16 protein-coding genes are annotated in these 15,288 nt (G+C 38.8%); 4 read left to right on the top strand and 12 right to left on the bottom strand.

The window, feature by feature from the left end; genetic code table 11:
• Nucleotides 1-498: 498 nt before the first annotated feature.
• The 8 genes from KFZ56_RS08085 to KFZ56_RS08050 all read right to left on the bottom strand — a co-directional run bounded on the left by KFZ56_RS08085 (nt 499) and on the right by KFZ56_RS08050 (nt 6,997).
• Complete coding sequence (locus tag KFZ56_RS08085) at nt 499-621, bottom strand: YjcZ family sporulation protein (protein WP_222641416.1); 123 nt, start codon at nt 619-621, stop codon at nt 499-501.
• Between the two features lie 85 nt (nt 622-706).
• The gene (locus tag KFZ56_RS08080; RefSeq protein WP_222641415.1) at nt 707-1,456 is read right to left on the bottom strand and encodes a (S)-benzoin forming benzil reductase; all 750 of its coding nucleotides are present in this window, start codon (nt 1,454-1,456) and stop codon (nt 707-709) included.
• Between the two features lie 63 nt (nt 1,457-1,519).
• The gene (locus tag KFZ56_RS08075; protein ID WP_222641414.1) at nt 1,520-2,893 is read right to left on the bottom strand and encodes a dipeptidase; all 1,374 of its coding nucleotides are present in this window, start codon (nt 2,891-2,893) and stop codon (nt 1,520-1,522) included.
• A gap of 87 nt (nt 2,894-2,980) precedes the next feature.
• Nucleotides 2,981-4,117, bottom strand: coding sequence for a bifunctional cystathionine gamma-lyase/homocysteine desulfhydrase (locus tag KFZ56_RS08070; RefSeq protein ID WP_222641413.1), 1,137 nt, complete (start codon nt 4,115-4,117; stop codon nt 2,981-2,983).
• Nucleotides 4,118-4,119: 2 nt separating this feature from the next.
• Nucleotides 4,120-5,046 (bottom strand): PLP-dependent cysteine synthase family protein, encoded by a 927-nt coding sequence (locus tag KFZ56_RS08065; protein ID WP_222641411.1) that lies wholly within the window; start codon nt 5,044-5,046, stop codon nt 4,120-4,122.
• Nucleotides 5,047-5,059: 13 nt separating this feature from the next.
• Nucleotides 5,060-5,521, bottom strand: a complete 462-nt coding sequence (locus KFZ56_RS08060; RefSeq protein WP_222641409.1) for an S-ribosylhomocysteine lyase — start codon at nt 5,519-5,521, stop codon at nt 5,060-5,062.
• A 2-nt stretch (nt 5,522-5,523) separates the two neighbouring features.
• Nucleotides 5,524-6,171, bottom strand: a complete 648-nt coding sequence (locus tag KFZ56_RS08055) for a class I SAM-dependent DNA methyltransferase (RefSeq protein WP_222641407.1) — start codon at nt 6,169-6,171, stop codon at nt 5,524-5,526.
• A 157-nt stretch (nt 6,172-6,328) separates the two neighbouring features.
• A complete protein-coding gene (locus KFZ56_RS08050) occupies nt 6,329-6,997 on the bottom strand; it encodes a YhcN/YlaJ family sporulation lipoprotein (RefSeq protein ID WP_222641405.1) in 669 nt (222 codons plus the stop codon).
• Between the two features lie 165 nt (nt 6,998-7,162).
• On the opposite strand from KFZ56_RS08050, the gene KFZ56_RS08045 reads away from it, so the two are divergent.
• Complete coding sequence (locus KFZ56_RS08045) at nt 7,163-7,399, top strand: YhdB family protein (RefSeq protein ID WP_222641403.1); 237 nt, start codon at nt 7,163-7,165, stop codon at nt 7,397-7,399.
• A gap of 123 nt (nt 7,400-7,522) precedes the next feature.
• Here KFZ56_RS08045 and KFZ56_RS08040 read toward each other — a convergent pair whose 3' ends face one another.
• From KFZ56_RS08040 to KFZ56_RS08025, 4 genes are all read right to left on the bottom strand, one after another.
• Entirely contained in the window at nt 7,523-8,197 is a 675-nt protein-coding gene (locus KFZ56_RS08040) for an anti-sigma-I factor RsgI family protein (protein WP_446053752.1), read from the bottom strand.
• The gene (sigI, locus tag KFZ56_RS08035; RefSeq protein WP_222641399.1) at nt 8,124-8,969 is read right to left on the bottom strand and encodes an RNA polymerase sigma factor SigI; all 846 of its coding nucleotides are present in this window, start codon (nt 8,967-8,969) and stop codon (nt 8,124-8,126) included. Before sigI ends, KFZ56_RS08040 begins: the two co-directional genes overlap by 74 nt.
• Before the next feature lie 626 nt (nt 8,970-9,595).
• Nucleotides 9,596-10,297, bottom strand: a complete 702-nt coding sequence (locus KFZ56_RS08030; RefSeq protein ID WP_255584936.1) for a PRC-barrel domain-containing protein — start codon at nt 10,295-10,297, stop codon at nt 9,596-9,598.
• Between the two features lie 65 nt (nt 10,298-10,362).
• The gene (locus KFZ56_RS08025; protein WP_222641397.1) at nt 10,363-11,187 is read right to left on the bottom strand and encodes a S1C family serine protease; all 825 of its coding nucleotides are present in this window, start codon (nt 11,185-11,187) and stop codon (nt 10,363-10,365) included.
• 327 nt (nt 11,188-11,514) lie between these two features.
• Here KFZ56_RS08025 and KFZ56_RS08020 point away from each other — a divergent pair, with 327 nt between their 5' ends.
• The 3 genes from KFZ56_RS08020 to KFZ56_RS08010 all read left to right on the top strand — a co-directional run bounded on the left by KFZ56_RS08020 (nt 11,515) and on the right by KFZ56_RS08010 (nt 15,283).
• Complete coding sequence (locus KFZ56_RS08020; protein ID WP_222641395.1) at nt 11,515-13,017, top strand: spore germination protein; 1,503 nt, start codon at nt 11,515-11,517, stop codon at nt 13,015-13,017.
• A 102-nt stretch (nt 13,018-13,119) separates the two neighbouring features.
• Nucleotides 13,120-14,145 carry a GerAB/ArcD/ProY family transporter gene (locus KFZ56_RS08015; protein WP_255584935.1) on the top strand — a complete coding sequence of 342 codons (1,026 nt, stop codon included), beginning with the start codon at nt 13,120-13,122 and terminating at the stop codon, nt 14,143-14,145.
• Nucleotides 14,138-15,283: a Ger(x)C family spore germination protein gene (locus KFZ56_RS08010; RefSeq protein WP_222641393.1), complete on the top strand. Its 1,146-nt coding sequence runs from the start codon at nt 14,138-14,140 to the stop codon at nt 15,281-15,283. The genes KFZ56_RS08015 and KFZ56_RS08010 overlap by 8 nt, the downstream gene beginning before the upstream one ends.
• Nucleotides 15,284-15,288 lie beyond the last annotated feature (5 nt).

Below are 15,288 nucleotides of genomic sequence, written 5' to 3'. Positions count from 1 at the left end.
ATAATTCCTTTGCAAATACTCATTGAGAGCAGGGATTCGCTCCGGAAACACACTTCGCTTTCCGCGGGGGCTGATGAGCCACCTCGTGCTGGCGCACTTCGGGGTCTCATCTAGGCCTTTGCTCCCGCAGGAGTCTACGTGCGTTTCCTCCGCTAATAGTGTGGTAGCTGCCGCCTTCCTCACCAGTTCGGGGCAGCGAAGGGCAGTGGCTCCTGCTCAGAACAACGTGTCCGAAAACTTAAGCAGCGTCGGTTTTTCCGCGAGGAAGCTGAGGCTTTGCCCTAAGGGTGCGCATCCGCCCTTCGCTGACCCGAACGGCGATTATAGCAAATAGTAGTTACGTCGCTGTTTATATATTTTGTGTCATAGGACAACACTTTTTTAGAAAACAGCTCCGGAAAAGCGGATTTCTCGGGTAGATTCTTCCGTCTCCATTCATTTAAAATCGAATAAAAAAGAGGCAGCAGAAACTCAAGATCCGCCACCTCTCTTTTTTTATTAACATCCTCCACTGTATCCGCCGGTACCTCTTGTATAAGTGGTACCGATAATAATCAACAATATAAAAAGTACGACTATAAGCGTAAGGCCAGACCCATACCCTGCTGCACCTTCACCCATTTAATCCCCTCCCTGTCAGATTACTATACAGTGTATGCAACGAAAAGGAATGAGGAAGGGGACATGAACAAGTATAAATGAATAATTATAAATAATCGGCTACACTATATATTTTGCCATTTTCAATATCATCATCTGTAAGGATATCTACAAGTACACTGCCAACAGCATCAGTGTCTTTTAATACATTATTCCTCTTATAATCCTGAAACGTTTCTACTTCCGTAAATGCTTCCTTCGAACTTTCCCGAATTTGCTCCTGCATCTCTGTATCCATAATACCAGGATTGAATGCAATAACTTTATTTTCTGTGTTTCCTTGTTCCAGTGCAACCGTTTGTGTATACATATTGATACTTGCTTTTGAGCTACAGTAGGCACTCCAACCGTGCACCGGCCTATCAGCAGAACCCGAAGTAACGTTCACACCGAAAAGAGGGACACGCGCATCTGTAGCTTTCCTCAAACATAAATTCATCAAAGCCATTGGAGCAATTGCATTGACTTGTATATGATGGGCTAACCTTTCCGCTTCTATATTCATCGCTTGATCAACGGGTTCTACTACAGCTGCATTATTGACGACATAGAGTGATGTAAGCTCTTCTGTGAAAACTTCTTCATGAATCGCTTCACATGTTTTCTCTAAATCGGCTATATTCCCTAAATCACAAGGATAATGAAGATATGTTGTATTGTTTTTATAGCCAAGTTTCGATAATTTCTCATTTGAACTCCGTGAAATTCCAATTACATCTATGCCAGATTCCAAAAATAATGTTGCAACAGATTCGCCCAAGCCTTTCGAAACTCCTGTAATAATCGCAACCTTCATTTTCTATATTCCCCCCTCGTACACATCGTGTTTATCTTGAATCATGAGAACATGGGTAATCATCTAATTGTTTCCATTGATTTCTTGCCAATAATAAGCCAAGGTCTCCATTCCTTTATCAAAGCTATCCAATGGAAAGCTTTCATTCGGAGAATGCAAACGATCATCAGGTGTTCCAAAGCCCATTAACACAATCGGTATATCATAGATTCCCTCAATCCACTCGACAACGGGGATGGAACCGCCCATTCGTATATATACTGTTTCTTTATCAAATGCCTTTGTATAGCTGTGTGCTGCCTTCGTAATCAAATCGTGATTCGGTTCCACTTTATAGGCTTTTGATGATAATTTTTCTTTTTTTACATCAACCGTTACACCTGTTGGAGCTACCTGCTTTACATGGTCCTCAAGCAAAGTTTGAATTTTTTCCGGATCTTGTCCCGGCACAAGGCGACAGGTGATTTTTGCAGTAGCTGATGATGGAATAATTGTTTTCGTTCCTTCTCCTTGATAGCCACCATAGATTCCATTGATTTCAAAGGTAGGGCGTGCCATTGTGTGTTCTTTTGCAGTATAGCCCTTCTCTGAGACGATCTCAGGCGCGCCCGTTGCTTCAAGATAATCTTCTCCCTCAACATCTGCAATTAATTTTCTCTCTTCATCTGTTAGAGGTTCTACATCATCATAAAAACCATCAATCGTAATGACCTCGTTTTCATTTTTCATGGAAGCAAGGATGTGACTTAATGCCATAATTGGGTTGCGAACTGCCCCGCCATACATCCCTGAGTGCAGATCATGGTCTGGCCCTGTTACATTAATTTCGATCCCCGTGAAACCTTTTAAGCCATATAAAATGGTTGGTTGATTTTCTGCAACCATCCCGGAATCAGAGATTACTGCGAAATCAGCTTCAAATTGCTCCCTTTTCGCATGCAACACGTCATATAAATTCTCACTACCAACCTCTTCTTCTCCTTCAATACATACTTTTACATTTAGTGGTAGCTTTCCTTCTGTTTTCATATAAGCTTCGAAAACAGCAAGATGCATAAATACCTGGCCTTTATCATCACTAGCGCCCCGCGCGAATAAACGCCCATCTCTTATTTCTGGTTTAAATGGATCACTATTCCATAACTCAAGTGGATCAGCTGGTTGCACATCATAATGGCCGTAGAACAATACAGTCGGCGCATTAGAACCTGCCCCATTATATTCCGCATATACAAGTGGATGTCCGGCCGTTTCCTGCTTTTCTACATTTTCAAAACCGATATCTTTTAAATATGTAACCAAAAATCCTGCTGCTTCCTCTATATCCTGTTTATGGGCGCTGTCTGTACTTACACTTGGAATTGATAAAAAATTATTTAATCGCTCTAATAAATCATCACGATTTTTCTTGAGATAGGTCAATGCCTTTTCACTCATTTGTCATTCCTCCTAAGACTAATATCATACTTATTTTAGCATAGCATACCATAAAGCAAAAAGGACAGCCCGCCAGGCCATCCTTTCTTATCTTTCTAATGCATTTTTCAAATCTTCGATCAAATCATCGATATCTTCAATGCCGACAGATAAACGGATCAGTCCGTCGGTTATTCCTAATTCCAACCGTCTGTCCCTAGGTATTGAAGCATGGGTCATTTTTGCTGGGATAGAGATTAAACTTTCTACCGCACCTAGACTTTCAGCTAATGTAAAATAATTTACCTTATCCAATACCTTATCAGCTTTCTCTCCACTTCCTACATCAAAGGACAGCATACCGCCAAAACCCGCTGCTTGACCTGCAGCAACATCATGCCCAGGGTGATCATTTAGACCGGGGTAAAATATTTTAGAAACGTGATCATGATCTTGCAGAAATTCTACGATCTTTTTCGTATTTGTTTCCATTGCTTCCATACGCAAGCCAAGCGTTTTAATTCCGCGCATCAATAACCATGAATCCTGTGGTCCGAGCACTGCACCAACTGAATTTTGGATAAAATGAAGCCTTTCAGCTAAGTCAGCAGTATTTACTGCCACTAATCCTGCTACGACATCACTGTGACCACCAATATATTTCGAGGCACTATGCAGTACAATGTCTGCTCCAAGGTCAAGCGGTTGCTGCCAATATGGAGTCGCAAATGTATTATCAACAATTAAAAATAGATTATGCTTTTTGGCGATTTCGGCCATTTTCTTAAGATCCGTTATTTTTAATAAGGGATTTGTCGGTGTTTCGATAAATATCGCTGTCGTATTTTCTTGAATTGCTGCTTCCACTTTCTCGGGATAACTGGTATCCACATAGGTATGGTCTAATTGAAAGCGATTGATCACACTAGTCATTAGCCGGTAAGAGCCACCATATACATCATCTGTCATGACAATATGATCCCCCGTATCAAATAACATCATCACAGAGGTTATGGCAGCCATTCCTGAGCCAAAGGCAAAACCGGATGTAGCATTTTCCAGATTGGCAATTACAGTCTCTAACGCATGTCTTGTCGGATTTCCTGTACGTGAATACTCATAGCCACTATGATTACCTGCACTTTCCTGTTCATACGTACTTACCTGATAGATCGGTACAGAAACAGCTCCTGTTTCCTTATCACTCGTAATTCCGCCGTGAATCATTTTTGTCTTCGCTCGCATCCCTATTCTCCTTTATCTGAATAAATATGTTTACTTAAATAACGGTCACTTCCATCGGGAAAAACGGTTACAATATTCATTCCCGGCTTTGCATTTTTCGCTTCTTGTAATGCGGCATACATCGCTGATCCGGAAGAACTGCCAACAAGTATACCCTCTGTTTTTGCAAGTTCTTGAACAAGCCGAAATGCATCATTATCTGATACTGTATGAATCTGATCCATATAGGAGTAATCCATATATTCCGGCATAAACTCCATCCCTATACCTTCTGTCAGATGGGCACCTGGCTTTCCGCCTGCGATAATGGATCCCTCTGGCTCAACGATCACTGTTTTTACGTCCGGACTCCTTTCTTTCAAATACTGCGCACTTCCCATAAACGTACCACCAGTTCCTGCACCTGCAATAAATACATCCACTTTCCCATTTAAATCATTCCATATCTCAGGTCCCAGTGTTTTATAATAAGCTCTTGGATTAGCAGGATTCGAAAATTGATGTGGCGCAAAGCTGTTAGGTATTTCGTTCACGAGTTGTTTCGTTTTTTCGATAGCACCTGACATGCCTTTCTCTTTAGGCGTCTGAATAATACGAGCTCCAAGTGCCTTCATGATGGATAGCTTTTCCTGACTAAAATGCCCCGGAACACAAAATATGACGGAAACGTTTTTATCTAGAGCTGCAAGTGCCAATCCTATACCGGTATTTCCAGCAGTGGGCTCGATGAGCGTACCACCTTCCTTAAGGGCACCACTTGCTAATGCATCATCAATCAATTCAACACCAAGCCTATCCTTCACACTTCCTCCCGGATTGAAAAATTCCAGTTTTGCAAACAAATGCACGCCTTTTGGAAGTGGGAAACTGGTAATTTCCAATAGAGGCGTCTTCCCAACTAATGCTTGAATTGACCTATAAATTGCCATATGCTCGCCTCACTTAAAAAACCTCGTGCCACTGCGCTCTTTTATCCAACATTTCGCGGGCAATTTCCTTGGCACCTTCCAGGCTGTGGTTGGCAGCCCAGCCACATTGCACTTCATTACATGCAGGAACTTCATTCGCTTGTAACACGTCTATTAATGTTTTTTCCAATGCATCCAATACTTCATCATAATTATCATGGTTTATAATGGATAAATAAAAACCGGTTTGGCAACCCATTGGTCCGATATCAAGAACATTATCCATATGATTTCGAATCTTTTCCGCCATTAAATGTTCGATCGAATGCAACCCGCTCATTTCCATATGCGCTTTATTTGGTTGTTTGAAACGAATATCATACTTATACACCTTATCTCCATTTGCACCTTCCGTTATGCCGACGAGTCTTACATATGGTGCTTTCACCTTTGTGTGATCAAGATTAAAGCTTTCTACATTCATTTTCTCTGCCATGTTTAGTCACTCCTCTTCCGTTTATTTGCTTTTACAATCCATACAAAATTGTTTTCCTGATTAAATGTTACATCAAAGTGATGCTTAACAAAAATGTTTTGCAATACATCGATTGTTGGATAATATTCTCTCCGGAGATCTTCAGCTAAATGGGTAAATCCTTTTGTTTCTGCAGCCTCAATCATCGATTCCTTCGCCGCGATGGATGTAAACATCGTATCACCGAACACAATTTTTCCATTTTCCGGTAATATTTCAGCGAATTGCCTGATTGCTGTATCTTTTTCATGATCTGTTAAATGGTGAAATGCATACGTACTTACAATGGTCTCTATCGATGCTACCTTTGGAAACGTGATAAAATCCCCTTCCAACAATGTAAGATCAGATAATTTTGCTGATGCTATTTCTCGCATGGCATATGATGGCTCCACTCCTATAACCTGATGCCCGGCTCGGAGAAGTTTTTCCGTTAGGTTCCCGGTGCCAACCCCAAATTCAAGCACAGTTCCAGCTGAATGTTGAACCACCTCATTCAAAATATTTTCATAATTTTTAAATACTTCTTCATATTGTGGATCCAGCCCTGCCACACTGGTATCATAATCTTTGGCCCATTCATCAAATATATCAAGAAACTCCCGTCCCATAGGCATTCAGCTCCATTAATTTATTAAACCACAGTAAATTACTATGGATAGTATGAATTATATGTATAAGAATAGCATATGTTGCTGACTTTTTCTAGTGCAAACGAAAAAACGGGTATCCATTTCGAAAGGATACCCGTCATTTATTTGATTGATACTAGCTGTTCTCAGGGAATAATCGTTCAATCATATTACCAAATTGATCAAAGAACCCTCGAACTGGTCTACCTTCATTGACATCATCCACATAATTATTGGTTAAATCAAAGAACTCAGGGTTCGTGGAAACATATACATTATCTATATCATTGTTTACGGACTTTACAATTTCTGATATTTCTTCTTTCACATCATCGCTTAATTCATCATCATACCTGTCATTATTCTGATTGTTGGCATCATCGTTATTATTATTCTGACTGATGCTTGCATCACCTTGTTGATCATTATTTTGGTTACCTGTATCATCATTCCGCTCGTTGCGGTCAACATCTAATCCAGCTGCTACATATGCATTATTATCTGTTGTAAGGACATATGCTTGATCGATATCATCTACTTCATTTGTTATCCGATCCGCAGCCTCTTCAGCAACATCATACTGATTATTTTCTTGATTGTCGTTTCGGTTTGAATCCTGACCTCGCTCTGAATCTCTTCGCATGGTATTATCACGATCAGTCATGCCATCCCCGGTGTTGTTATTATACCGCGTTTGTTCAACGTTATTGTCATCTGTTCCTTCATTATTATCTGTTCCATCACCTTGACATGCTGCAAGCGCTAATATAAGCACAGCTAAAACACTAAAAAATTTCCATTTCATTGCAATTCCTCCTTACTAATTTGCTTTTAGTATGTAACAATGAAACAGGATTATACTTATTTTGTTTGAAAACCTATTTATGGTAAGCACACCATTTTTCTTTCTGTCATTATATATAAAATACGGGAAAGATAGTAGTATCCTTACTATTTAAGGAGGGGAAAAATGGATATTCCGGATTACGATAAAGCGTTATACTACACGCTCTGGGGACAGTGGGATGACTTACTTGTGGTTATGGTAAGAACGGACGATGACATGCTGTCAAAAAAAATCCAGCTTTTCTTAAATGCCTACCATTATTCACTCGATCAGGAAAAAATAATGAATTCCCACGATAATCTTCTTTATTATATAGACCACGCAATGAAACACGAACCAGAGATAATAATGGAAGTATAGGATGTATGTTGTCCATTCTTTGTCTCAAAATGAAACAAGTCTCAACTGGCTAACAAAAGAAACATTTACCAAGTGCATAGAGGCCCACACCGATTAGTGTGGGCCTCTTTAGGTTCCGCCTCATCATCTTGAATGATTTTCTTTTTCGGTATGATAAAATGTATGTATAATTGCTTTTTCTTCCTCATTCATCGAATCAGTCTGTTTCGCAGAATCTTCCATCATTGTTTTTGCCATCATCTCGTTCATTGATTTGTTTTCTTTTTCCGCTTTTTCTCTTACATCCTTTGGGACACGAAAGGTTGCGACTTCCCAATTTGAGCTCTCCATTGAAAGATGCTCCAAATGATCAGAAATAGGATTATTGTCGGACTCATTATTCATATAACTGAAGCCAACAAGCATATTTTTTTCTCCATTTAGTAATTCCTTTTCTTCACATTTTTCCATAATCATGCTAATGACTTTTTCCAATTGTGCATCTTGATACTCTATTAGTTCATTCACAAGTTCCTTTGCATCCTTATTTACAGGACGAATGGAATAAACATCAAGATCTTCATCAATCTCTAATTCAATACTTGGATTAATATCCACATTGACATATGCATATGTTTCATTTTCACCCATCATGAAATAAAAAGGCGCAAGAAATAATACCAATACACATACCATCACAAGTAATCGTATTGGTATAGAATAAAAGATGATAGAGACCCATCCTTTATAGGAAACCTCCGCGCCGATAACAGCATCTTTGATTGGAGTCGTCTTTTGAAACGCTCCATCTCTGGTCATAATAATAGTATAAAGACGATGCTGCTCCATAACGATCCCTTTTTTCACCTACCCACCCCTTTAAATAATCTTTAAGATATACATAATCTTCACTGAGAACAATAAACATTGCTAATATGAATTTCCGGTTTCGTTCCAATGTTTTTTTACTGACATCCACATCATTCATTAAACGCTTAATTGGCAATTTTTTCTTCCGTTGAACATATTCCCGCAGTTCTTCATTCTCATTGATCACCCTAGCTGTATGAACAGCAGAATCACGAGCATCCCTATGCTTGGGTGATACGACTGTCAATTCCTCCAATGTCAGCTTATAGGTACTAAGCTTTTCTTTAAAATCCATAATTTCATCTCTACGGTACCAAGCGTCCTGTTCCTGTCTGTATTGTTCTGCTACGGCAATTGTTTCTATTGGATTTTCCATTTGCTCAGAATCCTGGCTTTCATCCAATGATACCGCTTGCGGCTTTTTTTGCATATAACGAATATAGTCAATTACTTTCCGCTTAACGACAAGCCTCGCAAATGATAAAAAAGAGCATCCTCTTTCTGTAGAATAAGCCAGAATGGCCTCATTAAAAGCTGATAGCCCAATGCTAAACTCGTCGTCTCTACTGGGATCTATATATCGTTTACAAACTTCAGAAACACATTTAGCTATAAACGGCTGGTATGTCTTTAAAAGATGATTTTGAACGGTGTGATCCCCTTGCTGTGCTGAGGCAATCAACGCTTCAAGTGGATTGGCCTGTAATGACTTACTCACCATCAACCTAAAGCACCTCCGCTCATTATGTATTTCGATTTATTTGTATTCTTTTTGACTGTATTTAGCTTATATTTACATTTATTTAAATTATATATCATCATTGATTCCACCATCTATTATATCATTTTAATTACCCATTAATGTATGATTAATCTTAACTTAGCAACCCTCTTTAGGCTATCTCAAAACAATTACATTTTCTTTAAAAATCAATTACCAGTGCATATCCAATAGCAGCAAACAAAAATGCCTCCAATGTCCGGAGGCATTTTTGTTTGCTTCCATTTCATCTCTTTAGAAAACTTGGTTGTCACCAAGCTTTTGGGTGACATCCAAAGCCCGCACTTATGCAGTAAGGCTGGGACAAAACAAAAGTGTTTTATTAAAAAGACAAACATTATCAAAATTAGCGTAGGAAATATGCGGAGACTCCAGCGGGAGGGAAGGCATAGGTGAGACACCGAAGTGCGATAGCAATCTTTTTTGCGAGGAGTGCTGCCCCTCGAAGCCACTTGCAACACGAAGCGCACAAGGGGGCTCACCAGCCGCCCTAAGGTGCGCGAAGTATATTTTTAGAAGCGATGTATGTTCGGAATTTATTTGTTAAAAACACTTTTGTCCCAGCCTCATCTGCCAAGCAAAATGTCTGCTTTTTTATTATATAATGTACGTTGATTAACTTCTTCCAGTGAATCACTTACATAGATATCTTCTCCGAACCAGTCCACGGATTCAATAGATTCAGGAGTAAAGGCTAAGTACTCATCCTCAACCATACTTTCACTACTACGAACAACAATATATTGAATTTTCCAGTACGTGTTATCATAGATCATATCTGCAACTCTACCAATTTTTCCATTATTTGCATGAACCTTGAAACCAATCGTTTCATCTTCACTCCGCAAGTCATATTCCTGATGTTCATCTATTGGTTGGTCACGCTGTGTTTCTTCGGCAAGTGCTTTCGAAGATTCATTCTCAGATGGTCCCCAAAGCTGGAAACCTATCCAATATCTACTCCAACCGTAATATCCGATTATCGAATTTTCGACTTCTTTTGAAACAGGTTGTTCATCTGTGATCGAGGGGCTATTTCGAATCGTTTCTTTATCGAATTCCACTTCCAAATTTTCATTTGCCTCATTTAAGTTAATAAATGATCTTGGTGATAGCAGTACCTTTCTACCCGGCAACCACTTTCTTGTATCAACAACCGCATATCGGATTGCCCATTTTCTATCATCAAAATATAGGTCTTTTATTTTACCCATTTCCCCATCTGATGCATCAATATTATATGTTTTTAAATCTGATGTAAAAAACAATCGGATTTCCTCCCTTAAACCTTTATACTTTTTTAATACCCTCCCCCTGTCTATTTAAAACAATTTTATGTTTTATACGCATAATAATAATCAATGGGGACGAAAAGCCCAACCCGACCATGGATATCGTGATTCAATGTAGCAAATATCACCCCAATCACCTCTCCCTCCATATTAATAACCGGGCTACCGCTATTCCCACGGTAAACAGGTGCCTCGATCATCAGTACTTCTTCCTCCCAATCTTCTAATTGTGTAGAGCCTATAATATTACCTTCATTAGCAACGTGATTAAATTGCAGTGGATTTCCAATAAATTGAATGGCTTCATGCTGCTCTCCATTCGTTTCATCAGCAAGCGTTAGATGCGGAAATTGCTGAGATGCATTTACTTCCAATACGGCTAAATCTACCTGAGGGTATGTATCTTTTATCTCTGCAGAAAAAAGACCCTCTTCTGAGAATGCGACTGTAAGCTCCTCTTCCCCTTCAATCACATGATGATTCGTCAAAATGGTGCCATCACGGCTAATGGCAAAGCCCGTCCCCTTGCTGTCATCTGTTTCTATTACTACTACTGCTTCTTTATATGTTTGAATATCCTCACTTGTGGAAAGTTTTGCCGACGTTAGTAAGAAATCGATAGCTGGTATAGAAAAAGTCCGTGGTATTAGTGCAACCATATTAAAAGCCATAACAACGGCAATAAGCCAAAACGCCCATTTTGGAAATGGGCGTTTTGATTTTGATTCCTCTTTTTCCTTCCTATCCTTTTCTAACGCTTTTCGACGTTCCTCTTGTACGAGTTCATATAGCTCTTCATCATCCAATTCTTCATACAAATCATCATCGATCACATCATGGTTCTTTTTTTCTTCCTTTTTATCCATTCAGTCACCCCGACTATATAGGATTTTTTCCTTTTTACACATTAGCTGACTTATCATATATCCTACCAGCATCCTAGAGGCAGTTTCGCAGATTATGATTGGCTTCTTAAACAAGTAGCAATTTTATGTAAATCCTTCCATCTTGCCACCCTTATTGTACTGCTACATCCATCATAAACGATTCAGCAAATGGAAACAATGAGTTTTTAGAAAAATAAGTCACTCTCATTAGAAGAATGAAATTCAGATTTGCTGTTTTTCTCTTACATAATTTTGGCTACTTACATACATACTACCCGAATAGCATCTATTTCATTGGAGGTACACATGAGAAATAGACGAAAAAAACAATCGGATCCTATTTTTCCATTAAAAATCGATGAATTGAAAAGGATTATGGAACGTAAATTTGAAAATAATCCGGACCTAGCCTTCTCTATTTATGAACAGGCAAACAAAAAAGTGGCTGTATTCTCTATTTCTTACATGATTGAAGCAGAAATGGTGGAAAATTACTTACTTCGTCCATTATTACGTATGGAGGAAGAATGGTCGAAGGAAACAATCATGAATGAAATTCCTTTAGGAGAAAGTGATACCAAAGATAAATTGGAGGATATCCTTACTGCCATTATGATTGGGGAAGTCTTTGTCTATGTGGAAGGAGAAGATGCTGTTGTCAGCTATCTTTTATCCAATAAGGAAAAGAGAGATTTAACGCAAGCAGAAACAGAATCCTTAGTGCTCGGGCCAAAAGTAGCTTTTACGGAATCCATTGTCACCAATTTGAATATTATCCGCTATGGGATTAGGTCAACAGATCTGGTAATGGAAAGGCTGGAGATTGGAGAAAGGGCCTCGCGGGAAGTACGTTTAATTTATTTAAAATCGATTGCTGATGATGCCGATGTTAATACAATGCGACAACGACTGCAGGATTTAAAAGTTGATGAGATTGAAGACACTTCTGTATTAATGCAATATATTGAGGATTCGTCACCTACCATTTTCCCGCAGTTTTACTTAACGGAACTTCCGGATCGATTTGCTTATTCCGTGATGAAAGGAAGGGTTGGCGTATTGGTTGAAAATAGCCCTTCTTCATTAATTGCACCTTCTTCATTTTTCAGTTTTCTTGAATCCACAGAAGATTTATATATGCGCTGGAATGCGGGAACCTTTTTGCGATTTTTACGATTTATTGCCCTTATTATTTCCGTATTGCTTACACCTGCGTATGTTGCTGCAACAACATTTCATTATGAAATTATCCCAACACAGGAACTAATCACCATTGGTGAGTCCAGATCTGTAGTACCGTTTCCTCCCATCTATGAAGCATTGCTGCTTGAATTTTCCATTGAGTTACTAAGGGAAGCTGGAGCCAGGTTACCAACGAAAATCGGTCAGACGATTGGTATTGTTGGTGGTATTGTGATTGGAACGGCAGCCGTTGAAGCGGGGATAACAAGCAACTTCTTAGTTGTTCTCGTCGCTTTAAGTGCACTAGCTTCCTTTACAATTCCTAATTATTTAATGAGTACTTCTGTACGTATTCTTCGCTTTCCAATGATCATTTTAGCAGGAACATTTGGGATGGTAGGAATGATGTTTGGCATCTGTTTCCTCATCATTCATTTATTAAAGTTAAAATCTCTGGGGCGTCCTTATCTTGCGCCAATATATCCATTTCGATGGGAAGATATTAATAAAGTACTATACAGACTACCAATGTCAAAGCAATATAAGCGATTTGTCTCCTATCAACCAAAAGATTTCATTCGTTTTGGAAAAAGAAAATCAGCTGAAAAAAAGGACATCGATGAGTAGGTGAGAACAAATGGATATCAATGTCAACGTAAAGCCAAACCTAAGGATTCAAGCGTTTTATCTGTTTTTCATTATTGTCTCTATCCAATTAGGGTAGGTATAATGGGAACACCACGATTTGTGTTTTTAAAAGTGCATCAGGATGCATGGCTGTCCATCATCATCGCTCTCTTATTTATTCTCCTTATTATCTTTAGCATGTTTTTGATTCTAAAACAATACGAAAATGCGGATATACTCGGTATTCAGATTGATATTTTCGGCAAATGGTTTGGAAAAATACTTGGTACCATCTATATTATCTACTTTATAGCTACATTGATATCCGTATTTATTACGTATATTGAAGTCGTCAAAATCTACATCTTTCCCGAAATAAGCAATCTCGTGCTAGGACTATTATTAATCAGTCTCATTGTTTATAGTGTGCTTGGAGGTATCCGGGTAATAGTAGGGGTTTCTTTTATATTTTTCTTCCTCTCCTTGTGGGTGTTTTTCCTGTTAATTGAGCCGGCATCGCTGATAGAAATCAGTAACTTTCAACCGATGTTTCAAGCATCTTTCTCAGAATTGATACAGGGCTCCTATTCGACTACTTATACGTTTATGGGATTTGAAATCCTTTTTTTCATCTATCCATTTATCCAAAACAAGGAGAAGGCAAAAAAACCTGTATATATGGGGATCTTAGTGTCAGCAAGCATCATTCTACTCACAACGTTAATCGCAATCGGATTTTTCGGTTCACCGCAATTGAAGACGCGGGAATGGGCATTATTAAATCTGTTTAAAATGCAATCGATCCCCTTTCTCGAACGATTTGATTATATTGTTGTAACCGAATGGATGATGGTCGTCCTGCCAAATATGCTTCTACTTACATGGGGAGTAACCTATGGTTTGAAGCGGCTGTACCGCATTCCACAAAAAATCACGTTATATGTAACAGCCGCTTTGTTAGTTATTACCTGTATCTTTCTGGATCAACACTTTCTCATCCAAGCATTTACGGATCGTACGAGTGAAGCCGCATTTTGGCTTGTGTATGTATATCCACTTCTACTTCTGCCGATCGTATTTGCAAAGAAGAAATGGCGAGGGAGAAAAGGAGGGAATCATCATGGATAATCGCAGCAAATTCCTCCCTTTACTTCTTACGTTGCTATTATTAATAGGTTGCGTACCGACAAAAGACATCGAAACGCTTGCCATTATAAATGCATATGGTGTAGATATAACCGAAGATAATCCACAGAAAATCGATGTAACAAGTATTGTCTTTCAATTTAATGGCCAAGCAGACAATATAACACAAACCCTTTCCGGAACAGGGGGTACTGTCAGAGAAGCCTTTCAGAACATCGGTTCAAAAACAAGTTATAACACTTCTCCCGGTCAAATCCGATTGACCATTTATGGAAAAGAAACTGCGGAAAATGGTATTTTACCTTATTTAAACACTTTAGTTCGTGATTCACGTGTATCTGAAATGATGTATCCAACTATAAGTAATACAACCGCCAAAGAATTACTGACATCCAATCGAGAAAATACAGGAATTGATATTGCGCAGCATTTGCAAGGAATCATTGAAAAAGAAATTGAGGAGGATTCAATCCCGGATGTTTCTTTTTATAATTTTAACCGTGTTCACCAGAATTATGGAGAAGATCCCCTTTTACCGCTACTCGATATCAAAGAAAATGCATCGGAATTAATTGGTATGGCGCTGCTTAGAAACGCTAAATATGTTGGAGCTATATCGTTGGATGACGCCTTTCTGGTTAATCTATTTCGTAAAAGAATACGGGATAAACCGTTTAATATTTCACTTCCAAAAGAACCTTTTTCCGAGTATATCGAGGAAACGCAAGAGGAAGAGGAAGAAGAAGAGCTGAAGATTGATCTTTTGATCACGGACGGAATAAGTAATACTAAACTAACAGATGTAGATCAGCCCTATTTTCAAACAAATATAATGCTTAAGGCAAATTTATTTGAAACCTCAGAGGACTTGGAAGTCAAAAGTAAGCATATATCTAATTTGTTGGAAAAAGAAATCGAAAAAGAAATGGAAAGCCAATACAGTGACCTTTTGGACAGTTTACAGGAGGCCAACTCCGATCCGTTTGGTCTCGGTAAGCTTTACCGGATTCATAAAGAAAATGGTCAATTAACCTCTGAAGAATGGCACGAAAAGTTTCCAAGTGCAGCTGTGGATTTCAATGTGAATGTACAGCTCACCAATTACGGAACCATTCAGTAAATGAA

It is taken from the genome of Virgibacillus sp. NKC19-3 (genome assembly GCF_019837165.1).
GTDB classification, from domain to species: domain Bacteria; phylum Bacillota; class Bacilli; order Bacillales; family Amphibacillaceae; genus Virgibacillus_L; species Virgibacillus_L saliphilus.
The sequence above is the reverse complement of the archived record's forward strand: the minus strand, read 5'-3'. Positions and strand labels throughout refer to the sequence as shown.